A 24,979-nucleotide genomic window follows, 5' to 3' on the forward strand; every position below is an offset into this window, starting at 1 on the left:
GTTATATCCGGTCTTGTAAGAAACTGTCGATCTCGGCCCGCCATGGAATGGAAGGTTGTGCGCCAGGGCGAGTGACCGCAATAGCAGCCGCAGCATGGGCAAAACGAATGGCTAAGTCCATCGATTGACCTTCCAATAAAGCAGTCAGCAATGCGCCATTAAATGTATCGCCGGCAGCAATAGTATCCACTGCATTCACCTTGAAGCCAGCAACCAATTGACCTTTACCCTGTTCACTGAGCCAAACACCACGGCTACCCAAGGTAATGATGACGGTAGCAATCCCTTTATCATGCAGAATTTGCGCAGCTTTAGCGGCATCATCATCCTGCTCAATATGCACGCCGGTTAAGCGCTCAGCTTCAGTTTCATTGGGCGTTATCATATCCACCAGCATTAACAACTCATCGGGCAATTCACGAGCTGGGGCTGGATTAAGAATTACTTGGGTTTTATGCTGCTTTGCCAGCTTAGCGGCGGCGATAACTGTCTCAAGTGGCGATTCCAGCTGCATCAATAATGCATCAGCATCAATAACCTGCTGTTGGTAGCGGCTAAGATACGCCGGTGTGACCGCTGAGTTTGCGCCAGCATCAATACCAATGACATTCTCGCCTTCACCGTTAACAAAGATCAGCGCAACCCCTGTTGTGGTGCCAGCTACCGCCTCGATGGGTGCAGTATCAATATTATCGCTGGCTAACTGCTGACGCACCCGGTCACCAATATCATCTTCACCCACACAGGCAATAAACGCGATATTCGCCCCACTACGGCCAGCAGCAACCGCCTGATTAGCGCCTTTGCCACCGAAAGCAACTTTATACTGCTTCCCGATCACCGTTTCACCTGGACGCGGAAACTGCTCAATATTCAGAATATGGTCGGCATTGATGCTGCCTAAGACCACTAATTTACCTGTTTCCATCACATGTATTCCTTTGTACTTGAAGCTGCAGGCTTGTTAGCTACATTCGCTCCCCCGAATCACTTACTTCAGTAAGCTCATCGGGATGAGTTCATTTGCTGCCTACCTGCAACTTCAATTACCTTGGATTTATTAAATAATTATTCTTTGATGAATAACGTTATTGCTTAGTCACTAACTTCAAGTCAACCGGGATAATCGCTGGTACTTTTTCGCCTTTCAATACTTTATCCGCGGTTTGCACCCCAATAACACCAATTTGATCAGGGCGTTGCGCGATTGTTGCGCCCATTTTGCCGCTTTCAACTGCTTTGATACCATCGTCCGTACCATCAAAACCAACCACTAACACATCAGTTTTTCCCGCAGTCTGCAAGGCGCGCAGTGCACCCAGAGCCATTTCGTCATTCTGCGCAAAGACAGCTTGAACATCCGGGTGAGCCGTCAACAGGTTCTGCATGACATTCAGACCTTTTGTGCGGTCAAAATCAGCCGGTTGGCTAGCTAACAGCTGGAACTTGTTTTTTTCCATTGACTGCTTAAAGCCTTCGCCACGTTCGCGGGCAGCAGAGGCACCGGCAATCCCTTCCAACTGAATCACTTTGGCATCGGTACCGACTTTCTTAGCAATGAAGTCACCGGCCATTTTGCCGCCGAAACGGTTATCAGAGGCCACGTGGCTCACGACAGTGCCCGCGTTAGCCAGACGGTCGAGGGTAATGACTGGGATATTAGCCTGATTGGCCATTTTAACTGCGTTGCCAACTGCATCGGAGTCAGTTGGGTTAATCAACAGCAATTTAGTGCCACGCACTGTTAAATCCTGCACGTTAGCTAGCTCTTTGGCCGGGTTATTTTGAGAATCCAATATCACCAGATTGTAGCCAAGCTTATCCGCTTCTTTTTGTGCGCCGTCTTTCATTGAAACAAAGAACGGGTTATTCAGCGTGGAAACTACCAGCGCGATCGTGTCTTTTGCTAGCGCGTTAGCACTTACGGTAGCGCTCAGTGCAACAACAGAGATCAATGTAGCCAGTTTCTTCATTTTCATGGTCGCAATTTCCTGTAGGGAGTTAGCTAATTCAATTTAGTAGGCGCTATTGTCGCAGACAGTTTGGGCGCGGCCAGCACACAGAACCGGAACGTACACCAAGTACGTGAGGGTTCTGAGCACTGCCCAATACCAAAATGGCCAGTAAAATAGCCTACTGCTTTTTATTGTCTACCAACACCGCTAGCAGGATAACCACTGCTTTGACGATCATTTGGTAGTAGGAGGAGACACCCAATAAATTCAAACCGTTATTTAAAAAGCCGAGGATTAATGCGCCGATCAGGGTGCCAACAATCCGCCCTTTCCCCCCAGCAAGGCTGGTACCTCCCAGAACCACGGCTGCGATGGCATCCAGTTCATAGCCGGTACCGGCGGTAGGTTGTGCTGACGACAAACGAGCGACTTCAATAATCCCTGCCAATGCCGCTAACAACCCACATAGCGAATAAACAATAATTTTAACTTTATCGACGCTGATACCAGAGAGACGAGTGGCTGACTCATTCCCCCCCAGTGCATAGATATAGCGCCCCAAGCGAGTGTGATGCAGCATGTACCAGGCAGCAATAAAGACAATTGCCATCAACCAGATTGGGGTCGGTACCCCAAATGGGCGGCCAATACCGAACCAACCAAAAGTATCTGCCACATCAGTAAAGCCGGTATTTACCGGGCTACCATTGGTATAAACCATGGTGACACCACGCAATAACAGCATCATGACCAGGGTGGCAATAAATGCCTGCACTTTGCCTTTAGCAACAATCACCCCGGTGATCCCGCCGACAAACGCCCCCAATGCCAATGCCGCACCTACGGCAACCAATGCATTAACTTCCAGCCCGACAATCGAGGCCGCTACCGCACCAGTCAGCGCCAGTAATGAACCTACTGACAGATCAATCCCTGAAGTCAGAATAACCAGCGTCATCCCCACCGCCATGATGGCGTTAACCGAAGTCTGCTGGAGAATGTTAAACATGTTATTAAGGGTAAAGAAGTTCGGACTTAGGGACGAAACCACAGCAATCAGCACTAGCAGCGCAATCAGTGATTTTTGTTCTAACAACCATTCTTTACTGAACCAGCGTTTTGTCTGGATAGTCTGGGAACTCATATCTGATCACTCCTGCTCTGCACGCTATGACTTGTCGAGCTATTATTTATAAATGAATCACGCTTGCCGACGGCGGCTGCCATCAATACTTCCTGGGTCGCCTCTTCAATAGAGAACTCGCCGCTTAGCTGACCTTCATGCATAACCAGAATGCGGTCACTCATGCCCAGCACTTCTGGCATTTCCGAAGAAACCAAAATGATGCTCAGCCCTTCTTGTTTGAATTGGTTAATTAACTGATAAATTTCTTTTTTGGCCCCAACGTCCACACCACGGGTCGGTTCATCAAGGATCAATACTTTTGGCCGCGTCATCAAACCGCGAGCGATAGCGACTTTTTGCTGATTACCACCGGATAACAAACCAATAGGTTGTTCCATGGATGGCGTCTTGATATTAAATAAACGAATGAAATCGGCTACTGCCAACTGTTCGTCGGCATGCTTGAGGGAACCGCCGCTGCGGCTAAAATAACGTAATGCAGTCAAAGACATATTTTCTTTAACCGACATACCCAGCACCAAGCCATCCCGTTTACGATCTTCGGAAATATAAACGATGCCGTTTGCTAAACCGTCTTGTGGTGAATGAGTCACGACTTCGCGGCCATCCAACATGATAAAACCAGATTTACGCGGCAATGCACCATAGATGATTTTCATCAACTCGGTACGGCCTGCGCCCATCAAGCCAGCAACTCCCAAGATCTCGCCACTATAAAGAGTGAAACTGACATTTTTCACCCCGGGGCCACATAGCTGTTTGACTTGTAAACGCTTTTCACCACGCGGTAAGTTCAGGCGTGGGTATTGTTCTTCTAACTTACGGCCCACCATCATCTCAATCAGTGAGTTTTCAGTCAGGTCACTCACCGGTTTTTCCGCGATAAATTGCCCATCACGAAATACCGTGACGTCGTCGCAAATCTCAAAGATCTCTTTTAACCGGTGGGAGATATAAACAATGCCGCGCCCTTCCGCTTTCAGCTCTTTGATGACGTTAAATAAAGAGGCGGTTTCGGTATCGGTCAGTGCATCGGTTGGCTCATCCATAATGATGACTTTGGATTCAAAGCTCAGCACCTTGGCGATTTCCACCATTTGCTGGTCACCAATAGAAAGTTCGCCCACCAGCCGATGGCTGCTGTAGCTGATATTCAGGCGGGCTAGCAGTAAATCGGCTTCGGCATACATCTTTTTCCAATCGATGCCGCCAAAACGATTAACAAATTCACGCCCTAAAAAGATGTTTTCTGCGATGGTTAACTGCGGGATCAGGTTAAGTTCCTGATGAATAATGCCGATCCCCGCTTCTTGCGAGTCTTTTGGGCCATTAAACACCACTTCTTTACCCAAGAAATGCTGACTGCCGGCATCTTTACTGTAGATGCCAGTCAGCACTTTCATCATGGTCGATTTTCCAGCCCCGTTTTCGCCCACCAGTGCCATTACCCTGCCGGGATAGACACTCAGTGCAGCACCGGAGAGTGCTTTGACGCCGGGAAAGGCTTTATCAATCCCTTTCAGTTGCAGCAAAGGTTGCATAAATGCCTCAGAAAGTTACGCCGGAGCAGAGAATGATGTTAGCAAAGGGGGAACATTCCCCGCTACGAATCACTGCCCGGCTTTGTTTGGTTTGCTCTTTAAAAGCCTCATGGCTGATATAGCGCAAAACAATTTGGTTTCCCTGATGTTGTTCAAGTTGTGTGAGTTGGGCGAGTAACGCTTCATGGAGTTGCGGATTATTTTTAACAATCTCTTGTGCGAGGTAGGCACTCTCAACCTGCATCTCTTGCGTTACCACCTCAAGAACCTGGAGGAAACCAGGAACGCCTCGTGTCAATGCCAAGTCGATACGTGTGGTGGTTGCCGGTATTGGCAGCCCCGCATCACCTATCACCAGCTGATCGGTATGACCCAGACGGGAGATAACAGCGGAAATATCAGAATTCAGTAATGCGCCTTTTTTCATTTTCTACTCCAACAGCGAAACGTTTCGCTGATACTGAGTTTAGAAAAATGGCAGCAGAAGGCAAACCCAATTTGGTGAAAATGTGATCGCCATCGAAACGTTTCGCTGAACCTATGAAAAATCAATACTCGCTACAGTTTCATCGGAGACCGCACCCAATTTGTTATAACGTCTAGCCATACTCTGAAGATATTTCAAACGATCAGTCATCGCATTTTACCTCTATCTATTCTTTATTCTTATTCAATTCCTGCCTGATGGCATTAGACATATTTAGGAAGTCTTTTGCGAACGCACAGTAGACTTCAACTTCGTCTTCTTCCAGTTTGCTTATCCCACCAATTTAGTGGAAACCTAATCAGCAAGAAAAAGGCCGTTAATCATAACGGCCTCCCTATCTAAATCTCGACTTGCGTCCCTAACTCAATAACCCGGTTAGGCGGGATCTCAAACTGATCGGCTGCACGTAGCGCATTACGGCTGAGGGCAATAAACAACTTGCCGCGCAGGAACAGATACCAAGGGCGTTTGGTCAGAATGAGTGACTCGTGCGACATAAAGAATGAGGTTTCCATCATCTGGCATGGCAAGCCTTCTAAACCACAGCGATGGAAAATCTCTTCTACATTTGGCGTTTCTCGCCAACCATAGCTGGCGACCACTCGCCAGAATGTCGGTGAGAGTTGCTCGATAGTCACCCGATTAACATTATGCACATAAGGCGCGTCTTCGGTGCGCAATGTCAGCAACACCACCCGATCATGCAACACTTTGTTATGTTTCAGGTTATGTAACAAGGCAAATGGAATGACATTCATTGCCCGCGACATATACACCGCCGTCCCTGTTACTCGTACCGGAGGCGATTTTTCCAATGAGGCAATCATCGCCTCCAATGAATTACCATGCTCATGCATACGGCGCAGCAGACTGAAACGCTCGCTCTTCCAAGTGGTCATGATGATAAACATCACTAAACCAAGAGACAGTGGCAACCAACCGCCGGAGAACAATTTCAGAGCATTGGCAGAAAACATCGGCACATCGATAATCAGTAAGATCACCAGCAGACAGCCGACAAAAACGCGATTCCAATGCCAGTTTTTCAGCGCTACGGTGCAGAACAGGATACTGGTTATCACCATGGTACCGGTCACGGCAATCCCATAAGCCGCAGCTAAATTACTGGAGCGTTCGAAGCCAACAATAACCATCACCACCGCCAGATACAGTGTCCAGTTAATCACTGGGATATATATCTGACCTGATTCCATCTCTGACGTATGAATAATTCGCATTGGCGGCAAATAGCCTAAACGAACCGCCTGCCGGGTCAGTGAGAACACACCGGAGATAACCGCTTGCGAGGCAATAACTGTCGCTAATGTTGCCAAGATTAACAGTGGGATCAGCGCCCAGTCAGGAGCGAGTAGGAAGAAGGGGTTTTTGATGGCTTCTGGATTTTTCAGTAATAACGCGCCCTGACCAAAGTAATTCAGCACTAATGACGGCAAAACCACAGTAAACCATGCCAACCGAATAGGAAATTTACCAAAATGCCCCATATCGGCATATAACGCTTCTACCCCGGTAATAGCCAAAACTACAGCGCCAAGGGCAAAAAATGAAACTGATTTATATTCAGTGAAGAAGCTTATTGCCCATTTAGGATTCAGTGCAGCCAGAACTTCTGGGTTAGCGATAATACTGCGCAGGCCAAGGAGCGCCAAGGTCAGGAACCACACCAACATTACCGGGGCAAAGAGTTTGCCGACACTACCGGTACCGTGTTTTTGAATAATAAACAGTAGGGTTAACACCGCAATCGAGCAGGGGACAATATAGGGATCAAGCGCAGGAGCGGCAATTTCCAACCCTTCAATGGCCGACATAACCGAAATAGCTGGAGTGATGACGACTTCACCATAAAAGAAGCTGCCGCCAATTAAGCCGAGTATCACCAAAATAGACGTGGCTCTGGAAGACGTATTGCGCCCGGCCAAAGACATTAACGTTAAAATACCCCCTTCACCGGCGTTATCTGCGCGCATGACATAGGTCAGATATTTAACCGAGACAATCAGAATTAGCATCCAGAATATCAGCGATAAAAAACCAAACACCACATCTGGACGGACATCAAAACCATAATGACCAGAAAAGCACTCTCTCAAGGTATAGAGCGGGCTGGTACCAATATCACCGTAAACCACCCCTATTGCCGCCAGGGTTACCGCCGATAAAGACTGTTTATGCTCTGTGCTCATAATTGATTTCTTTTTGCTAGAACATCCATAAGCTGCTGCGTGCGTTTAAGAACCACTTTAACAGATCCTGTCGTCTTTATACGCTCATCAAAAGGCGCACAGTATGCACGATTTCAATGGATTGCCTACCCTTAAATCAAGCAACAGCAAGAGTAAAAATGTATAAAAATATGACTATTCAACAATCTATTCCCTTAAGAAAAAGAGGATTTATTTCCCGTGATCAGGTAAAAATCAATTAACTAACGGAACATATAGAGCAATTATGGCGCAATCATCACAATTAGCTGAAAGAATCTCCCGCTTGAGCAGTGCCCTTGAAAGCGGTCTGTATGAAAGACAGGAAGCTATCCGCTTGTGTTTGCTGGCGGCCCTCAGTGGCGAGAGCGTCTTCCTGCTCGGCCCTCCGGGGATAGCCAAAAGCCTGATTGCCCGCCGCCTGAAATTTGCTTTCCGAAACGCCCGGGCATTTGAATATCTGATGACCCGCTTTTCAACCCCTGAAGAAGTGTTTGGCCCACTATCTATTCAAGCACTGAAAGAAGAAGGGCGCTACCAGCGCATGACCGGGGGCTATTTGCCTGAAGCTGAAATTGTCTTCCTTGATGAAATCTGGAAAGCCGGCCCGGCCATTCTGAATACCCTGCTCACCGCCATTAATGAACGACGTTTTCGTAATGGTGATCGGGAAGACAGAATCCCGATGCGCTTGCTGGTGACGGCTTCCAATGAATTACCCGATGCAGACAGCAGTCTAGAGGCGCTTTATGACCGTATGTTGATCCGTATCTGGCTGGATCGCGTGCAAGAAAAACAGAATTTCCGCTCATTGCTGCTTAGCCGGCAAGATGAAAACCATAATCCGGTGGCGGAAAATCTCAGTATCAGCGATGAAGAGTTTTATCAGTGGCAGCCCTTAATCGATAAAATCACTCTGCCGGATCACTGTTTTGAGCTTATTTTTCAGTTACGTCAACGACTCAGTGCACAAGAGCAGGCACCGTATGTCTCTGACCGGCGTTGGAAGAAGGCTATGCGTCTACTGCAAGCTAGCGCCTTTTTCAGTGGGCGAAATGAAATCACCCCTATCGACCTCATTTTACTGAAGGATTGCCTATGGCATGACCTTAGCTCGCTGAAGCTGCTACAGCATCAGTTAGAGCAGTTGTTAACCGAGCAGGGATATCAGCAGCAAAGTCTATTAATGAAGCTACAACATATTAATGGTCAATGGTTGCAGCACCAACAGCAGCAAAGTGACCATCAAGCACTGACGGTGACCAAGCAAAGCGGCATGTTCAGCCGTAAAGCGCAATATGCCCTGCCAGAGACACTGACTGACAGTACGTTAACGCTGTTACTGCAAAAGCCTCTTAACTTGCATGACATTCAAGTTAATCATCTGCAAATAGAGAAAGAGGCTCTGGCGCAATGGTTGAACAAGGGTGGAGTATTACGCGCCAAATTAAATGGCGTCGGTTATGCCCAATCTATTGATGCAGAAATTGATGAACAGCTCCATATCACGGTGTTAGATGTTAGTCGCCAGTCATCAATACTCTCACAACCCGGAGCCACTACCACCAGCGTTCCCCCCGAGTTGCTGGTGGAGCTTACCGAGTTGGAAAATAATCTGTCCGAGCAACGGCGGTTATTCAATCAGCACCAACCATGCTTGTTCACGCCATCCTCTTGGTTGGCGAAAATAGAAGCGAGCTTGTTGCAGGTGGCAGAACAGTTGAAACAGCAGCAACAAAAACTGCGCGGGCACTGACAGATGCTGAGCCTGGCAACATTAGATTTGCTGTTATCGATAAGCGAAAATGAGCTTATCGAAGAGATGGTGGTGGGATTACTGGTCTCTCCTCAGCTAGCGATATTTTTTGAAAAATTTCCGCGAATTAAGCGCGCATTAATGAAGGATATTCCCGGCTGGAAGCAAAACTTACAGCAGCGTATCCAAGAAGCAAAAGTTCCGGCAGGATTGGCTGATGAGTTTTACTTATACCAACAGAGCCAATTAGAGAGTAGCCCGATATTTTATGCCCATCTTCCCGATATCGTAGCGCAGCTACAGCAATGGCATTCTCCTTTTGCCGAACAAGCTAAAACATTATTACAAACCGCTGATTTAGAAAGAAACCCACAGACTGGCGATAGCTTACAAACTCTCTTTTTACAGCGCTGGCGTGTCAGTCTGACGCTACAAACCATCACTATTCATCATCAGTTGCTGGAACAAGAGCGAGAGCAACTGCTAGCCGAATTACAGCAGCGACTAGCACTCAGTGGCGCATTGGAGCCGATTTTGGCGACCAATGACGGGGCCGCAGGGCGGCTTTGGGATATGACTCAGGGCCATTTACAGCGCGGTGATTATCAATTGTTACTGCAATACGGTGATTTTCTACAGCAACAACCGGAATTGCAGCAGTTAGCAGAACAGTTAGGCCGTAGCCGCTCAGCCAAAGCACAACCTACCCCCGATGCTCGCTATGAACCTTACACAGTAATGGTGCGCCAACCTGATGCGGTACCGGAGGAGGTCAGTGGTATTCACCTGAGCAATGACATTCTGCGATTGCTCCCGACTGAGCTGGTTATGCTGGGGATGAGTGAACTGGAGTTCGAATTTTACCGCCGCTTACTCGAGCGTCGCTTGCTCACCTATCGCTTACAAGGGGATAACTGGCAGGAAAAAACCTTACAGCGCCCTGTTAGCCTTAAAAGTCATGATGAACAGCCACGTGGCCCCTTTATCGTTTGTGTCGATACTTCTGGCTCGATGGGCGGGTTTAACGAGCAATGTGCCAAAGCTTTCTGTTTAGCTCTGCTCCGTATTGCGCTGGCGGATAACCGCCGCTGTTACATCATGTTATTTGCGACAGAAATAATTCACTACGAACTCTCTGCGGCCAGCGGCATTGAACAAGCAATACGTTTTCTCAGCCAACATTTTCGTGGGGGGACGGATCTGGCGGCCTGCCTAGCCAACACCTTAAACAAAATGGAAGAGAGAGAGTGGTATGATGCCGATGCGGTGATTATTTCGGACTTTATTGCCCAGCGCTTACCCGAAGAATTAATCCGCAAGATTAAAATTCAACAGCAAGCCCATCAACACCGATTCCATGCCGTGGCGATGTCTGCATATGGCAAGCCCGGTATCATGCGCATTTTCGATCATATCTGGCGCTTTGATACCGGTTTAAAAAGCCGCTTGATGCGCCGCTGGAAGCGATAACGTATTTTAGTTTAGTAGGCCAGCCCCCACATTTATCGACAGTCCCAATATTGTCATATTGAAAATAAAGGATAATACCGACTGCAATAACACCACGCGGCGGATATCAGATGTGCCGGTTGCCACATCGGCGGTTTGCGAAGCCACACCAATAGTGAATGAGAAATAAAGAAAATCCCAATAGGAAGGCGTGGTTATCTCCTTAGGGAAAAGTAACGGCAACGTGGTTTCTGACTCATCACGGCGCATATAAAACAGGTGGGCGTAGTGCATAGTAAAAGCGGTGGGTAATAGTAGCCACGAGACTAATAAAGTCATGCCCGTCAGTATCAAATGAACCGCCTTGGCTGAACCGGCTAACTGATTTGCAGTACTCAACTCAAACAATATAACCAAAATGCTGGCCAGACACGCCATGCTGACAATCGACAACACCATGCTGGCGCTTTCATCTTGTACACGGGCTATTTTGCTGATTTTTTTTGGATCAGTACGTAATAGTTGCAGCCATAAAAAGAGCAAATAGAGCCAGGCAGAAACATTCCAACTGACCATCAGCCGCAATAAAACAGTGTCATGTATTGGTAACAGAAAATAAGTGGCAACCCCAGCACCAACAGAAAACAACAACCTTGGGCGGGCATGTAAATAGTGTCTAATTGGATGAAATAGAAGCATAACATCAATGACCTTGTTGATAGTTATATTGAATATACACCAATAGTTATCAAGTTGCAGGAAAGCGGCAAACCAGCGATAACTCAGTCAGTAAGCGGCTTAAACTATAAGATGCCTAACTAGTTGGAATATTTATTAATTAATAATATTTACCTATGCAGATAATATTATATTAATAGTGAGTCATTTATTTATAACTAAATATGCTTTCACTAAAATCAACAATATCAATAAGAAATAAAAAGCCAGTTCAATAATAACATTTACAACACGAATATTTCACACAACCCTCTTCAATAACCTCCATCAAATATGTGGGAATCATCCTACAACAATCTCACTCCCTGTCTTATATTCGCCTCAAAACTAACTCTATATGATTACTTTTATCTTAGAACTGTTCCCTCTAAAGATAATGTAAAATAATAGTTAATTAAGTTCATTTAAATTGTTATATCCCAAAAGTAATTATTAGCCTTATTGAATTAACATTAAAAATACAAAATAAAAACAATATTTATTAACTGTCTCTACATTAATACCAATTCCATATAGAGCGCTGTTCCTATATGAGTTTTTGCTATATCAACACTGGACATAAATTTACATGAAAATACATTCTTTAGTCTTAATAATTGCTCCGGTGAGCTTGCTGTTAGCTCACCCTATATATGCTGCTGATGTTGATGCTGGCACGACGAATATAACCAGCGGCCAATATTATAGTGGTTTCAGTATCTCACATACTGTCGATACTCTGTCAGGTGGTGAAATTGACTACATGATGAATGATGCCAAAATTACTGATATGTCAGGCGGTTATATTGACAGAGTTTATGGTGGTTCAATCACCACTCTTTCAGGAGGAGGACTTGGTTTCATCACTGATGGGGTAAAAATTGCGGATATGTCGGGCGGGACAATAGGTGACATGCTGGGTGGAACAATCACTTCACTGTCAGCGGGAGATGTTGGCTCGATGTCCGCTGACTCTCAAATTACGACAATGTCAGGGGGAACATTAGGCCCCATGTATGGTAATGCCCAAATCACCACGGTGACTGGGGGTGATATTGATAGAATGTATGGCAATGCTTATATAAATGATATGTCAGGGGCGACAGTCGGCCCGATGTATGGCAAAGCTACCATCACTAATATGCTTAATAGTTCAGTTGACTATATGTATGGCACCGCCAAAATCACTAATATGTCCGATAGTGGGATTGGTCGTATGTATAATAACTCTCAAGTTATTAATATGTTATCGGGCTCAATAGATAGCATGTATGGTAATTCTAGTGTCACAGATATGTCTGGCGGAACTATTGTCTCCGTATATGCTGATGCGCAAGTCGTCACTATGTCTGAAGGCCAAATTAACAAAGTCTATGATAATGCTAAAATAACCGATTTGACCGGTGGAAATATTGGCTCAGTATATGGTGATGCATTAATTCTTAATATGACCGGCGCTGGAATTGATTCATTATTAGGTAATGCAAAGATAATGGATATGTCAGGTGGGTATGTTCATGACGCACTCGAAAATGCCCAAATAAACTTTACCGGTAGTGCAGGCAGTAACACTGGCGGTACTTTAACGGGCAATATTGCTAATACCACTAATCTGACTCTGGCTAATAATGGTTTTATGACCATCGCAACCGGGAATGATATTTTTAGTGGTCGCCTGAAAATGCAAGGTGGCACCGCCAAATTGGATGCCAGTAAGTTCGCAACCAACAGTCTGTTCGATATAACCAGTGGCGCAAATAATACGCTCTGGGCTGTGGCTGACAATAGCGGGGTCAACGTGAACTTGGCTTCCGGATTAACTGGCACTATCAATACCGATGCGGGCGTCACACTTGGCGTGAATAAACTGAATGGCGACAGCACGACAGTCTTTAATAAAACAGGTGCCGGAACGGTGCTGATGACTGCCGCAAATAATTACAGCAGCTCTACTACCCTGAGTGAAGGGACGTTAAAAGCAGGGGGGAATAATTTCTTCAGTGCTTATTCTGACTATATTTCTCGTGCTGGCACTACGTTAGATTTAGGCGGTTACCATCAAACTCTGCAATATTTAGATAATGCTGGGGTCGTTAACTTTGGTGGGACGGGTGGACATTCATTAACGATTACTGGTGATTACATCGGTAATAATGGTCTGCTTAATATGAATTCAATTCTGGGTGATGACAGCTCAGTGACTGACAAGCTTAATATCGGCGGCAATAGCTCAGGCACTACCTATGTGCAGGTAAATAATCTAGGGGGGAGCGGCGCGCAAACTCTTAATGGTATTGAGTTAATCAATGTTGCCGGGAATTCAACCGGGGAATTTATCCAGAGCGGACGTATTGTAGCGGGTGCTTTTGATTACTTTTTGGCGCGCGGTGCCAACACTCAAGCCAGTAATTGGTATCTGACCAGCGCGGTTCCACTGGTGGCTCCGGCACCTATTCCTGAACCAGAGCCGGAAGAAGAGCCAGATGCAATACCAACTGTGATACCTATGCCCGCAGATCCATCAGTGCCAGCGGATCAGTCAATCATGATTGAGCGCCCTGAAGCCAGTTCTTACAGTGCTAACCTGGCTGCGGCCAATAATATGTTTGTCACTCGTTTGCATGATCGTTTGGGAGAGACTCAGTATATCGATGCTCTGACTGGCGAACAGAAAGTCACCAGTATGTGGCTGCGCAATGAAGGTGGGCATAACCGCTCGCGTGATACTCAAGATCAGTTAAGCACGCAAGCTAACCGCTATGTGCTGCAACTGGGCGGCGATATAGCACAGTGGAGTAATAATGGCCTGGATCGCTTCCATTTGGGCGTCATGGCTGGCTACGGTAGCAGCAAGAGCAAAACTGAGTCGCGCCTGTCTGGTTATAGTGCCCGTGCCTCTGTCGACGGCTACAGCACCGGTTTATATGGTACTTGGTATGCCAATGATGCCGATAAATCCGGTTTGTATATTGATAGCTGGGCACAGTACAGCTGGTTCAACAACAGTGTTGATGGTCAGTTCCTGAATACCGAAGAGTACAAATCCAAAGGGGTTACCGCTTCGGTAGAAACTGGCTACACCTTTAAAGTGGGTGAAAATGCCGCGAAGAGTGCCAGCTACTTTATCCAACCTAAAGCCCAAGCCACCTGGATGGGGGTTAAAGCTGATGATCATAAAGAGGCTAATGGTACTAATGTGTCTAGTGAGGGGAATGGTAATATCCAGACCCGCCTGGGAGTGAAAGCCTTTATGAAAGGGTATAGCGAGCAGGATAAAGACAAAAATCGCGCATTCCAGCCATTTGTTGAAGCAAACTGGATCCACAATACTAAAGACTTCGGTACCACAATGGATGGTATGACAGTCAAACAAGACGGTGCCGCCAACATCGGTGAGTTGAAACTGGGTGTAGAAGGCCAGATAAGCAAGAAAGTAAATGTTTGGGGTAATGTTGGCCAGCAAGTGGGCAATAAAGGCTACAGCGATACATCAGTGATGTTAGGGGTGAAATACAACTTCTGATCTGGTTTAAGCTGGTATCACTGGGATAAAAACAACCAAAAGACACCCTTAGGTGTCTTTTGTCATATTATCAATATCGTCATTGTCGCTATTAAATTTTACAGCAGCCCAGCAACTTTCTCACTGATTTCCGGTCCCCACACCCCACATTGCACTTGGCCAATATGTTGTTTTTGCAGCAGTAACATTACTAAGCGCGATTGACCGATGCCACCACCAATGGTTTGCGGCATTTCGCCACTCAGCAGAGATTGATGCCATTCCAGTTTCAGACGATCTTCATCAGCAGTCAGAGCCAATTGGCGTTTCAGGGCTTCAGCATCCACACGAATCCCCATGGATGAAATTTCAAAAGCGTCTTCCAGAACCGGGTTCCAAACAATAATGTCGCCGTTCAGCCCAGCAAAACCTTCCGCACTCGGAGAGGTCCAGTCATCATAATCTGGCGCACGAACATCATGAGATTTACCATCAGCTAATTTACCGCCAATACCAATCAAGAACACCGCGCCTAGCTCTTTGGCAATCGCACGTTCACGACCTTTAGCATCCAAATCAGGGAAACGAGCGCGCAGACTTTCACTGTGAATAAACTGAATATGGTCTGGCAAGAAAGGTTTCACACCAAATTCAGCACTGATTGCCGCTTCAGTTTCTTTAATTGCTGCATAAATCTTGTTAACTGTGGATTTCAGGTAAGCCAGGTTGCGTTCGCCATCACCCATTACACGTTCCCAATCCCACTGATCTACATACACGGAATGAATGGCACTCAGGCGATCTTCATCTGGACGTAATGCTTTCATGTGGGTGTAAATCCCTTGGTCAGCCCCAAAGTCAAAGCGGCCTAAGGTTTTACGTTTCCATTTAGCTAATGAATGAACAACTTCAAAAGTTGCGTCTGGCAAAGTTTTTACTTTGACCTGCACCGCTTTCTCGGAACCAGAAAGGTTATCTTGAGTACCATCACCAACACGGCTCAGGATCGGGGCCTGCACTTCAATCAGACCCAGTTGCTGTTCTAATTGGCGGGAAAAGAATGATTTTACGAAGCTGATTTGTTGCTGTTTTTCGATAAATTGTTTTTTCATTGCTGTTTTCTCAATTTGTTATTGTGTTGTGCAAATAGTCGTTATGCCGTTGGGCTTGTCATCGATTAAGCAACAGAATGAGGGTTAAATTCAATATCCAATAAACAATATTGCCATTTCACTTTTAATCATTCATTTTTATGGGGCTATAATTAGATAATCGATAAAAAAAGGGGGTTAATATGAGTGAAATTTATCAAATCGATAATCTCGATCGCGGCATCCTTAACGCATTAATGGAAAATGCACGCACTCCTTATGCTGAATTGGCGAAAAACTTTGGTGTCAGCCCGGGGACGATTCATGTGCGAGTCGAGAAAATGCGCCAGGCTGGGATCATCACGGCGGCTTGTGTTCACGTGAATCCAAAACAACTGGGTTATGACGTGTGCTGTTTTATCGGCATTATTTTGAAAAGCGCCAAAGATTACCCTTCAGCATTGAAAAAACTAGAGAGTTTAGAAGAAGTTGTAGAAGCCTATTACACAACTGGGCATTACAGCATCTTTATTAAGGTCATGTGTAAATCAATAGATGCGCTCCAACAGGTACTTATCAACAAGATCCAGACAATTGATGAGATACAGTCAACAGAGACACTCATTTCCTTGCAGAACCCCATTATGCGTACCATCGTGCCATGACCGCTAAATAACTATACCCACATTATCCACAGGTAGATCCCAGCTGATTCACAGCGTACAATACCGGTTCATTACTTCGGTTGGGTTCTTTATGGCTGACATTACCTTGATCAGTGGCAGTACACTTGGCAGTGCTGAATATGTTGCTGAACATTTAGCTGAGAAATTAGAAGAAGCAGGTTTCTCCACAGAAACACTGCATGGCCCAGAGCTAGACGAGCTCACGCCGGAAGGTATGTGGTTAATCATTACCTCCACGCATGGCGCAGGTGATCTACCCGATAACCTACAACCATTATTAGACCAAATAGAAGAACAGCAACCGGATCTCTCCCAAGTCCGTTTTGGGGCAGTGGGTTTGGGCAGCTCTGAATATGACACTTTCTGCGGTGCAGTAAGAAAACTGGATCAACAGTTGATAGCGTTGGGAGCCAAACGTCTGGGTGATATTTTAGAAATAGACGTCATCCAACATGAAATTCCCGAAGATCCGGCCGAGGTTTGGGTTAAAAATTGGATTAATTTGCTCTAATTTGCTTAAAGATCACGCGAACGAATGTGGATAAGTAGGCTTAAAAGCAGGGTAAAAGCGGTACATATCCACATAACAACCTTGGTGTCTTAAAGTACCTGTGCATAACATGCCATTTAGATCCCAGCTTATACGCAATAGGATCACCGATCATTCACAGCAAACGATCCTCCTTAATCTCATGATCTTTAATGTGAATAATCACTTATCCACAGAGGATCATGATCCTAATAAGAGATCTAATAAAGAGATCTTTAAATAAAAAGATCTTCTTTTAATTAAGGGCGATCCTAAGCTGCTTGGTCGATCGTCTAAACTTGAGTAGAATCCCCCACCCCAGGGCAAACACAGAAATTCGCATAACGGCGAGGTGCAGTACCATGTTTTATCCAGATCAATTTGACGTCATCATCATTGGTGGTGGCCATGCCGGCACGGAAGCTGCAATGGCAGCGGCACGCATGGGACGTCAGACCTTATTGCTGACGCACAATATCGACACACTGGGACAAATGTCTTGTAACCCAGCGATTGGCGGTATCGGTAAGGGGCATCTGGTAAAAGAGATCGATGCTCTCGGTGGCTTAATGGCGATGGCAACTGACCAAGCCGGTATTCAGTTTAGGATACTAAACGCCAGCAAAGGGCCAGCGGTAAGAGCGACCAGAGCTCAGGCAGACCGCGTCTTGTATCGCCAGGCCGTACGTACCGCATTGGAGAATCAACCTAACTTGATGATCTTCCAACAACCTGTTGAAGATCTCATCGTTGAAAATGATCATGTGGTCGGCGCTGTGACCAAAATGGGTCTGAAATTCCGTGCTAAAGCCGTGGTACTCACCGTCGGTACCTTCCTGGATGGAAAAATTCATATCGGCCTTGAGAACTACAGTGGTGGTCGCGCTGGTGATCCACCATCAATCTCATTGTCGCAACGCCTGCGTGAACTGCCGCTGCGCGTCAATCGCCTTAAAACCGGTACACCACCTCGTATCGATGCACGCACCATAGATTTTAGCCAATTGGCCCCTCAGTTAGGTGATACCCCAATCCCGGTATTCTCCTTCCTTGGCAATGCCGAGCAGCACCCTGAGCAAATGGCGTGTCATATCACATACACCAATGAGAAAACGCATGAAGTGATCCGCAATAACTTGGATCGCAGCCCGATGTATGCGGGGATCATCGAAGGGATCGGGCCACGTTACTGCCCATCGATCGAAGATAAAGTCATGCGTTTTGCTGATCGCAATTCACATCAGATCTTCCTTGAACCGGAAGGTTTGACCAGCAATGAGATCTATCCGAACGGTATCTCTACCAGTCTACCTTTCGACGTACAGATGCAAATAGTCCGTTCAATGAAAGGGCTCGAAAACGCACGTATTATTCGACCTGGTTATGCCATCGAGTATGATTTCTTTGATCCGCGTGATTTGAAACCTACGCTGGAAAGCAAATATATCCACGGTTTGTTCTTTGCTGGGCAAATCAATGGCACCACCGGATATGAAGAAGCTGCGGCCCAAGGGCTGCTTGCAGGCCTCAATGCGGGGCGTTTCGCTAATGATGATGATGGGTGGTCACCTCGTCGTGATGAAGCTTACCTTGGCGTGCTGGTGGACGATTTAAGCACCTTGGGCACCAAAGAACCCTATCGTATGTTTACCTCACGAGCTGAATATCGTTTGATGCTACGTGAAGATAACGCCGATCTGCGTCTGACCGAAATGGGCCGAAAATTAGGATTGGTCGATGATGTTCGTTGGGAACACTTCAGCAAGAAAATCGAGCTGATTGAGAAAGAACGCCAGCGCCTGCGTGACATCTGGGTGCATCCTCATTCTGAGAATGTGTCCGAAATCAATGCGTTGCTAAAAGCCCCATTATCGAAAGAAGCCAATGGTGAAGAGCTGCTGCGCCGCCCTGAAATCGATTATCGTTTGTTGACAACCTTACCCTCTTTTGGTCCGGCATTAACAGACCCACAAGCTGCTGATCAGGTTGAAATTCAGGTGAAATATGAAGGGTATATTGCTCGGCAGCAAGAAGAGATCGAAAAGCAGCTGCGCAATGAAAATACCTTACTGCCTGCTGATCTTGATTACCGCCAAGTCTCTGGTTTATCAAACGAAGTGATCGCTAAATTGAATGATCATAAACCTAACTCGATCGGGCAAGCTTCACGTATTTCAGGTATCACACCAGCGGCGATCTCTATTTTACTGGTTTGGTTGAAAAAACAAGGATTGCTGCGCCGCAGCGCCTAACGACCTAATAATTGCCTGTGTAGCTCAAAGCTAAGCAGGCAATTTTGCTTTGTATTCAAGCTATAACTAAACATTAAGCTAGATTATCATATTCGTATATCGGCCTTTTACATGCTGACAGAACATATCTCTGTCAGAGGATAATTGTGGTGTTAAAAAAATTAGATTCCCTGCTGAGTGCAGCAGATATTGCGCTGCCCGATCAGCAAAAACATCAGTTGATAGGCTATGTAGAGCTGCTGCATAAGTGGAATAAAGCTTATAACCTGACTTCTGTCCGTGACCCAATGCAAATGCTGGTTCGGCACATTCTGGACAGCATTGTGGTAAACCCACATTTGCAAGGTAGCCGGTTTATCGATGTCGGCACCGGTCCGGGGCTTCCTGGGATACCCTTGGCCATAGTGCGTCCCGATGCACATTTCACCTTGCTTGATAGCTTGGGTAAACGTGTTCGCTTCCTGCGTCAGGTTCAGCATGAATTAGGTCTAAATAATATCGAACCAGTTCAAAGCCGTGTTGAGGACTTTGTCGCAGAACCCCCATTTGATGGGGTTATAAGCCGTGCATTTGCATCCTTACAAGATATGCTGTCTTGGTGCCACCACTTACCAGCTAAGCCTGAAGGGCGTTTTTATGCGCTTAAAGGGGTTAGGCCGGATGATGAATTAGCTATACTGCCTGCGGGTATTACTCTTGAGTCGGTTATTCGACTGCAAGTTCCTGAGTTGGATGGTGAGCGTCATCTGGTTATTCTTAAGTCAAACTAACTTTGTTATTTATCAAAAAAATGTAATAAATTCTTAGTCGAGACGCCGAGTTTTATTACATTTAGTGTTTTTAATTTTGGTGGGTATTTATTCGCTGATTATCGTATGCGTAGATAATATTTCACCTATTGTTTACAAAAACAGCGGTAGTTAGTGACATAACAATATTGAAAGGGACCAAATAGTCACTTTGGTCATTATTATCTCATCGACATCACTCTTTTTATGTATCCGAACTGTTGCCAAATTATTATCTGAAATGTCAATGGGAAGTTTTTACTAAGTAGATGAGTTGTTTGATAATAGTTTTAATTTTAAAATTATGATTTGTAAAAGTTTTAATGGCTCTTTTCGTTAAAGACAAAGCGAAGTCTTATGGGATATAAATCAGTTTGTTTTTAGTTATGTGATCGGTTCCACGCTTTATTGATAATGTTTGGAATCGTCAGACAATTAAATAAGGGCTTTATTCCGAGGCTTTTCTTGTGAAAATAGCTCGAAAGTAGAAAATTTAAATAATTGTTCACCTTTTCGCTACTTATCGATTGAATTCGTTTGAGTGGCCCGTATAATTTGCTCGTTTTTTGCTGCTTGACTCAATGGGGTAAAAGGCAGTTTTATACCTCACTCAGCATACCCTTAGTGTGGTTCGGAGAGAACAAACGTCATGCCTGTATCCCTTTACAGTGGGAAAATTGCACGAAAGTTGCTGTTGTTGCAGTTAATGACTTTTGTTGTTCTCAGTGCTGCTTTTGGTTTTAAAAGCCTGGAATGGAGTGCTTCTGCTTTGGCAGGAGGATTGGCAGCCTGGTTGCCCAGTGCCATGTTTATGTTGTTCGCTTGCCGCCATCAGGCAAAAACAGCTGCTCCAGGTCGTGTTGCGTGGTCGTTTGCCATTGGCGAAGGGTTAAAAGTTATCGTGACGATAATTTTGCTGATTGTTGCACTAGGGCTGTTTAAAGCTGCGTTTGCGCCACTCGGTTTAACCTACTTATCGGTGCTGATTGTGCAGATATTGGCACCGGCCGTGATGAGCGGCTACCGTACTTAACAGTTATCGTATTTAACTACAAAAGGGTAAGAGGCATCATGTCTGCATCAGGAGAAATCTCTACTCCAAGGGACTACATAGGTCACCACCTGAATAACCTTCAGTTGGACCTGCGTACCTTTGAGTTGGTCAATCCCCACTCACCTGGCCCTGCGACGTTCTGGACGTTGAACATTGACTCTCTGTTCTTCTCTGTCGTGCTGGGGTTAGCTTTTCTGCTTGTGTTCCGCAAAGTTGCAGCAAACGCCACCAGTGGTGTGCCCGGCAAATTGCAGACTGCCGTTGAGTTAATTATCGGTTTTGTCGATGGCAGTGTACGGGATATGTACCACGGCAAAAGTAAAGTCATCGCACCATTGGCCCTGACCGTGTTTGTTTGGGTTCTATTGATGAACATGATGGACTTGCTGCCAATCGATTTACTGCCTTACATCGGTGAACATGTCTTTGGGTTACCAGCACTACGTGTGGTACCAACTGCTGACGTGAGCATTACCTTGTCCATGGCATTGGGTGTATTCATCCTGATCCTGTTCTATAGCATTAAAATGAAAGGTGTAGGCGGCTTCGTAAAAGAATTAACGATGCAGCCGTTCAATCACCCGATATTCATTCCAGTTAACTTAATTCTGGAAGGTGTCAGCCTGCTGTCCAAACCGGTTTCACTCGGTCTGCGACTGTTCGGCAACATGTATGCGGGTGAGTTGATCTTCATCCTTATTGCGGGTCTGTTGCCGTGGTGGTCACAGTGGATGCTCAGTTTACCTTGGGCTATCTTCCACATACTGATTATTACGTTACAAGCCTTTATCTTCATGGTTCTGACGATTGTCTATCTGTCGATGGCATCCGAAGAGCACTGATTTTCTTATAACACTACTGCGTTTTAACTGAAATAAACTGGAGACTGTCATGGAAAACCTGAATATGGATCTGCTGTACATGGCTGCCGCTATAATGATGGGTTTAGCGGCAATCGGTGCTGCGATCGGTATCGGCATCCTGGGTGGTAAATTTTTGGAAGGCGCTGCACGTCAGCCTGACCTGATTCCTCTGCTTCGTACACAGTTCTTTATCGTCATGGGTCTGGTTGACGCCATCCCAATGATCGCTGTTGGTCTGGGTCTGTACGTGATGTTTGCTGTCGCGTAAGTAGAGTTTTCTCTACTGTGAACTACACCAAACTATTAACTTTTAAAGAGGCATTGTGCTGTGAATCTTAACGCAACAATCCTCGGCCAGGCCATCGCGTTTGTCCTGTTTGTCCTGTTTTGTATGAAGTATGTATGGCCGCCAATTATGGCAGCCATCGAGAAGCGTCAAAAAGAAATTGCTGACGGTCTCTCTTCTGCAGAGCGTGCCAAAAAAGATTTGGACTTAGCGCAAGCCAATGCGACCGACCAACTGAAGAAGGCCAAAGCAGAAGCACAGGTGATCATTGAGCAGGCAAGTAAACGCAAAGCTCAGATCATCGATGAAGCTAAAGCTGAAGCTGAACAGGAACGTAACAAAATCGTGGCGCAAGCGCAGGCAGAGATCGACGCCGAACGTAAGCGTGCTCGTGAAGAGTTGCGTAAGCAAGTCGCGATGTTGGCTATAGCTGGCGCCGAGAAGATCATCGAACGTTCCGTGGATGAAGCTGCTAACAGCGACATCGTTGATAAACTGGTCGCTGAACTGTAAGGAGGGAGGGGCTGATGTCTGAATTTGTAACTGTAGCTCGCCCCTACGCCAAAGCAGCTTTTGACTTTGCTGTTGAGCACCAGGCGGTTGATCGTTGGCAGGATATGCTGGCGTTTACTGCCCAAGTGACTTGCAATGAACAAATCGCTGAATTGCTTTCCGGTGCTGTTGCGCCAGAAACAATGTCTAAGACGTTTATTGCAGTCTGTGGTGATCAGCTCGATGAACCCGCACAGAACTTCATTCGAGTTATGGCGGAGAATGGCCGTTTACTGGTTCTTCCTGAGGTGTTGCAGCAGTTTATTCAACTGCGTGCCTCACTGGAGTCTACCGTCGACGTTGAAGTGTCCTCAGCGAGAGCACTTAACGACGAACAGCTGGCTAAAATTGCCGCTGCGATGGAAAAACGTCTGTCACGCAAAGTTAAGCTGAATTGCAAAATTGATAAGTCTGTAATGGCCGGCGTAGTAATACGTGCAGGCGATATGGTGATAGATGGCAGCGTTCGCGGTCGTCTTGAACGCCTGGCAGACGTCTTGCAGTCTTAAGGGGACTGGAGCATATGCAACTGAATTCCACCGAAATCAGCGAACTGATCAAGCAGCGCATTGCTCAGTTCAATGTAGTGAGCGAAGCTCACAATGAAGGTACTATTGTTTCCGTTAGTGACGGGATCATTCGTGTACACGGTCTGGCCGACGTTATGCAAGGCGAGATGATCGCACTGCCTGGCAACCGTTACGCAATCGCACTGAACCTGGAGCGCGACTCCGTTGGTGCAGTAGTTATGGGTCCGTACGCCGATCTTGCCGAAGGCATGAAGGTTAAATGTACTGGCCGTATCCTGGAAGTTCCTGTCGGTCGTGGCCTGCTAGGTCGCGTCGTCAATACTCTGGGTGAACCTGTTGATGGTAAAGGTCCGGTAGAAAATGACGGCTTCTCAGCTGTTGAAGCTATCGCACCTGGCGTAATCGAACGTCAATCCGTTGATGAACCCGTTCAGACAGGCTATAAGTCTGTCGATGCCATGATTCCAATCGGTCGTGGTCAGCGTGAATTGATCATCGGTGACCGTCAGACAGGTAAAACTGCTCTGGCGATTGATGCGATCATCAATCAGCGCGATTCAGGCATCAAATGTGTGTATGTTGCTATCGGCCAGAAAGCCTCTACTGTTGCAAACGTAGTGCGTAAACTGGAAGAACATGGCGCATTGGCTAACACCATCGTGGTTGTGGCTACTGCATCTGAATCTGCAGCATTGCAATACCTGGCACCTTACTCCGGTTGTGCCATGGGTGAATATTTCCGCGACCGCGGTGAAGATGCTCTGATTATTTATGATGACCTGTCTAAACAGGCTGTTGCATATCGTCAAATCTCCTTGCTGCTCCGTCGTCCACCAGGTCGTGAAGCATATCCTGGCGACGTATTCTACCTCCACTCCCGTTTGCTGGAGCGTGCTGCGCGTGTTAACGCGGATTACGTTGAAGCCTTTACCAAGGGTGAAGTGAAAGGTAAAACCGGTTCTTTGACCGCATTGCCAATCATTGAAACCCAAGCAGGGGACGTTTCCGCGTTCGTTCCGACCAACGTAATTTCTATTACCGATGGTCAGATCTTCCTGGAATCCAGCCTGTTTAACGCCGGTATTCGTCCTGCGGTTAACCCAGGTATCTCCGTATCCCGTGTGGGTGGTGCAGCGCAGACCAAGATCATGAAAAAACTGTCCGGTGGTATCCGTACCGCTCTGGCACAGTATCGTGAACTTGCTGCGTTCTCCCAGTTCGCATCCGATTTGGATGATGCAACACGTAAACAGCTGAGCCATGGTCAGAAAGTGACCGAGCTTCTGAAACAGAAACAATACGCACCGATGTCTGTTGCGCAGCAATCTCTGGTTCTGTTCGCAGCTGAACGTGGTTATCTGGGTGATATCGAGTTGGCGAAGGTAGGTAGCTTTGAAGCCGCACTGTTAGCATTTGCTGACCGTGAGCATGCCGAGCTTCTGCAACAAATCAACCAAACTGGCGCGTATAACGATGAGATCGAGGCCAAGCTGAAAGGCATCCTCGATACATTCAAGGCAACCCAGTCCTGGTAACGCTATACGGTCCTGCTTTTCATTAGGAAAGCAG

General features: G+C 46.3%; 21 protein-coding genes. 13 read left to right on the forward strand and 8 right to left on the reverse strand.

Features of this window, described 5'->3' with window-relative positions; all coding sequences use genetic code 11:
- Position 1: 1 nt before the first annotated feature.
- From rbsK to kup, 6 genes are all read right to left on the reverse strand, one after another.
- Positions 2-928, reverse strand: coding sequence for a ribokinase (rbsK, locus tag N0H69_RS21910; protein WP_050151825.1), 927 nt, complete (start codon positions 926-928; stop codon positions 2-4).
- A gap of 160 nt (positions 929-1,088) precedes the next feature.
- Positions 1,089-1,979 (reverse strand): ribose ABC transporter substrate-binding protein RbsB, encoded by an 891-nt coding sequence (rbsB, locus tag N0H69_RS21915; protein WP_050135149.1) that lies wholly within the window; start codon positions 1,977-1,979, stop codon positions 1,089-1,091.
- Positions 1,980-2,133: 154 nt separating this feature from the next.
- The gene (gene rbsC, locus N0H69_RS21920) at positions 2,134-3,099 is read right to left on the reverse strand and encodes a ribose ABC transporter permease (RefSeq protein ID WP_050109318.1); all 966 of its coding nucleotides are present in this window, start codon (positions 3,097-3,099) and stop codon (positions 2,134-2,136) included.
- Entirely contained in the window at positions 3,096-4,643 is a 1,548-nt protein-coding gene (rbsA, locus tag N0H69_RS21925; RefSeq protein WP_050109317.1) for a ribose ABC transporter ATP-binding protein RbsA, read from the reverse strand. The genes rbsC and rbsA overlap by 4 nt, the downstream gene beginning before the upstream one ends.
- Before the next feature lie 7 nt (positions 4,644-4,650).
- Positions 4,651-5,070 (reverse strand): D-ribose pyranase, encoded by a 420-nt coding sequence (gene rbsD / locus N0H69_RS21930; protein ID WP_050109316.1) that lies wholly within the window; start codon positions 5,068-5,070, stop codon positions 4,651-4,653.
- 398 nt (positions 5,071-5,468) lie between these two features.
- Positions 5,469-7,337, reverse strand: a complete 1,869-nt coding sequence (gene kup / locus N0H69_RS21935; protein ID WP_050109315.1) for a low affinity potassium transporter Kup — start codon at positions 7,335-7,337, stop codon at positions 5,469-5,471.
- Positions 7,338-7,602: 265 nt separating this feature from the next.
- Between kup and ravA the strand changes: the two genes are divergently transcribed.
- Together ravA and viaA are read left to right on the forward strand one after the other, a co-directional pair.
- The gene (gene ravA / locus N0H69_RS21940) at positions 7,603-9,111 is read left to right on the forward strand and encodes an ATPase RavA (protein ID WP_050109314.1); all 1,509 of its coding nucleotides are present in this window, start codon (positions 7,603-7,605) and stop codon (positions 9,109-9,111) included.
- A 3-nt stretch (positions 9,112-9,114) separates the two neighbouring features.
- On the forward strand, positions 9,115-10,581 hold the full coding sequence (gene viaA / locus N0H69_RS21945) for an ATPase RavA stimulator ViaA (protein ID WP_050151827.1): 1,467 nt from the start codon (positions 9,115-9,117) through the stop codon (positions 10,579-10,581).
- A gap of 6 nt (positions 10,582-10,587) precedes the next feature.
- On the opposite strand, the gene N0H69_RS21950 is transcribed toward viaA, so the two are convergent.
- Entirely contained in the window at positions 10,588-11,259 is a 672-nt protein-coding gene (locus N0H69_RS21950) for a DUF1345 domain-containing protein (protein ID WP_050109312.1), read from the reverse strand.
- 607 nt (positions 11,260-11,866) lie between these two features.
- On the opposite strand from N0H69_RS21950, the gene N0H69_RS21955 reads away from it, so the two are divergent.
- Positions 11,867-14,800: an autotransporter outer membrane beta-barrel domain-containing protein gene (locus N0H69_RS21955; protein ID WP_072077632.1), complete on the forward strand. Its 2,934-nt coding sequence runs from the start codon at positions 11,867-11,869 to the stop codon at positions 14,798-14,800.
- Positions 14,801-14,898: 98 nt separating this feature from the next.
- Here the strand turns inward: N0H69_RS21955 and asnA are convergent, their stop codons facing one another.
- Positions 14,899-15,891, reverse strand: a complete 993-nt coding sequence (asnA, locus tag N0H69_RS21960; protein ID WP_050109310.1) for an aspartate--ammonia ligase — start codon at positions 15,889-15,891, stop codon at positions 14,899-14,901.
- Positions 15,892-16,073: 182 nt separating this feature from the next.
- Here asnA and asnC point away from each other — a divergent pair, with 182 nt between their 5' ends.
- From asnC to atpA, 10 genes are all read left to right on the forward strand, one after another.
- Complete coding sequence (gene asnC / locus N0H69_RS21965) at positions 16,074-16,535, forward strand: transcriptional regulator AsnC (protein ID WP_005161192.1); 462 nt, start codon at positions 16,074-16,076, stop codon at positions 16,533-16,535.
- A gap of 91 nt (positions 16,536-16,626) precedes the next feature.
- On the forward strand, positions 16,627-17,067 hold the full coding sequence (gene mioC / locus N0H69_RS21970) for an FMN-binding protein MioC (protein WP_050109309.1): 441 nt from the start codon (positions 16,627-16,629) through the stop codon (positions 17,065-17,067).
- A 380-nt stretch (positions 17,068-17,447) separates the two neighbouring features.
- Complete coding sequence (gene mnmG / locus N0H69_RS21975; protein ID WP_050109308.1) at positions 17,448-19,337, forward strand: tRNA uridine-5-carboxymethylaminomethyl(34) synthesis enzyme MnmG; 1,890 nt, start codon at positions 17,448-17,450, stop codon at positions 19,335-19,337.
- 149 nt (positions 19,338-19,486) lie between these two features.
- The gene (gene rsmG / locus N0H69_RS21980; RefSeq protein ID WP_050123856.1) at positions 19,487-20,107 is read left to right on the forward strand and encodes a 16S rRNA (guanine(527)-N(7))-methyltransferase RsmG; all 621 of its coding nucleotides are present in this window, start codon (positions 19,487-19,489) and stop codon (positions 20,105-20,107) included.
- 667 nt (positions 20,108-20,774) lie between these two features.
- Entirely contained in the window at positions 20,775-21,158 is a 384-nt protein-coding gene (atpI, locus tag N0H69_RS21985; RefSeq protein WP_050109306.1) for a F0F1 ATP synthase subunit I, read from the forward strand.
- Between the two features lie 38 nt (positions 21,159-21,196).
- Positions 21,197-22,021 carry a F0F1 ATP synthase subunit A gene (atpB, locus tag N0H69_RS21990; RefSeq protein ID WP_050109305.1) on the forward strand — a complete coding sequence of 275 codons (825 nt, stop codon included), beginning with the start codon at positions 21,197-21,199 and terminating at the stop codon, positions 22,019-22,021.
- A gap of 49 nt (positions 22,022-22,070) precedes the next feature.
- Positions 22,071-22,310 (forward strand): F0F1 ATP synthase subunit C, encoded by a 240-nt coding sequence (gene atpE / locus N0H69_RS21995; protein ID WP_004393045.1) that lies wholly within the window; start codon positions 22,071-22,073, stop codon positions 22,308-22,310.
- A 60-nt stretch (positions 22,311-22,370) separates the two neighbouring features.
- Positions 22,371-22,841 carry a F0F1 ATP synthase subunit B gene (gene atpF / locus N0H69_RS22000; RefSeq protein ID WP_050109304.1) on the forward strand — a complete coding sequence of 157 codons (471 nt, stop codon included), beginning with the start codon at positions 22,371-22,373 and terminating at the stop codon, positions 22,839-22,841.
- 14 nt (positions 22,842-22,855) lie between these two features.
- Entirely contained in the window at positions 22,856-23,389 is a 534-nt protein-coding gene (gene atpH, locus N0H69_RS22005; RefSeq protein WP_050109303.1) for a F0F1 ATP synthase subunit delta, read from the forward strand.
- Between the two features lie 14 nt (positions 23,390-23,403).
- Positions 23,404-24,945 (forward strand): F0F1 ATP synthase subunit alpha, encoded by a 1,542-nt coding sequence (atpA, locus tag N0H69_RS22010; RefSeq protein ID WP_005161175.1) that lies wholly within the window; start codon positions 23,404-23,406, stop codon positions 24,943-24,945.
- The last annotated feature ends 34 nt before the right edge of the window (positions 24,946-24,979 follow it).

This window comes from Yersinia alsatica, assembly GCF_025133195.1.
GTDB classification, from domain to species: domain Bacteria; phylum Pseudomonadota; class Gammaproteobacteria; order Enterobacterales; family Enterobacteriaceae; genus Yersinia; species Yersinia alsatica.

Excerpts from the sequence above, each read along its gene's own strand:
- rbsD (WP_050109316.1), bottom strand. The coding sequence starts at position 5,070 with ATGAAAAAAGGCGCATTACTGAATTCTGATATTTCCGCTGTTATCTCC.
- N0H69_RS21950 (WP_050109312.1), bottom strand. The coding sequence starts at position 11,259 with ATGCTTCTATTTCATCCAATTAGACACTATTTACATGCCCGCCCAAGG.
- rbsA (WP_050109317.1), bottom strand. The coding sequence starts at position 4,643 with ATGCAACCTTTGCTGCAACTGAAAGGGATTGATAAAGCCTTTCCCGGC.
- ravA (WP_050109314.1), top strand. The coding sequence starts at position 7,603 with ATGGCGCAATCATCACAATTAGCTGAAAGAATCTCCCGCTTGAGCAGT.
- atpE (WP_004393045.1), top strand. The coding sequence starts at position 22,071 with ATGGAAAACCTGAATATGGATCTGCTGTACATGGCTGCCGCTATAATG.
- rbsK (WP_050151825.1), bottom strand. The coding sequence starts at position 928 with ATGGAAACAGGTAAATTAGTGGTCTTAGGCAGCATCAATGCCGACCAT.
- atpA (WP_005161175.1), top strand. The coding sequence starts at position 23,404 with ATGCAACTGAATTCCACCGAAATCAGCGAACTGATCAAGCAGCGCATT.
- kup (WP_050109315.1), bottom strand. The coding sequence starts at position 7,337 with ATGAGCACAGAGCATAAACAGTCTTTATCGGCGGTAACCCTGGCGGCA.
- asnC (WP_005161192.1), top strand. The coding sequence starts at position 16,074 with ATGAGTGAAATTTATCAAATCGATAATCTCGATCGCGGCATCCTTAAC.
- asnA (WP_050109310.1), bottom strand. The coding sequence starts at position 15,891 with ATGAAAAAACAATTTATCGAAAAACAGCAACAAATCAGCTTCGTAAAA.
- N0H69_RS21955 (WP_072077632.1), top strand. The coding sequence starts at position 11,867 with ATGAAAATACATTCTTTAGTCTTAATAATTGCTCCGGTGAGCTTGCTG.
- mnmG (WP_050109308.1), top strand. The coding sequence starts at position 17,448 with ATGTTTTATCCAGATCAATTTGACGTCATCATCATTGGTGGTGGCCAT.
- mioC (WP_050109309.1), top strand. The coding sequence starts at position 16,627 with ATGGCTGACATTACCTTGATCAGTGGCAGTACACTTGGCAGTGCTGAA.
- rbsB (WP_050135149.1), bottom strand. The coding sequence starts at position 1,979 with ATGAAAATGAAGAAACTGGCTACATTGATCTCTGTTGTTGCACTGAGC.
- atpH (WP_050109303.1), top strand. The coding sequence starts at position 22,856 with ATGTCTGAATTTGTAACTGTAGCTCGCCCCTACGCCAAAGCAGCTTTT.
- atpB (WP_050109305.1), top strand. The coding sequence starts at position 21,197 with ATGTCTGCATCAGGAGAAATCTCTACTCCAAGGGACTACATAGGTCAC.
- rbsC (WP_050109318.1), bottom strand. The coding sequence starts at position 3,099 with ATGAGTTCCCAGACTATCCAGACAAAACGCTGGTTCAGTAAAGAATGG.
- atpI (WP_050109306.1), top strand. The coding sequence starts at position 20,775 with ATGCCTGTATCCCTTTACAGTGGGAAAATTGCACGAAAGTTGCTGTTG.
- viaA (WP_050151827.1), top strand. The coding sequence starts at position 9,115 with ATGCTGAGCCTGGCAACATTAGATTTGCTGTTATCGATAAGCGAAAAT.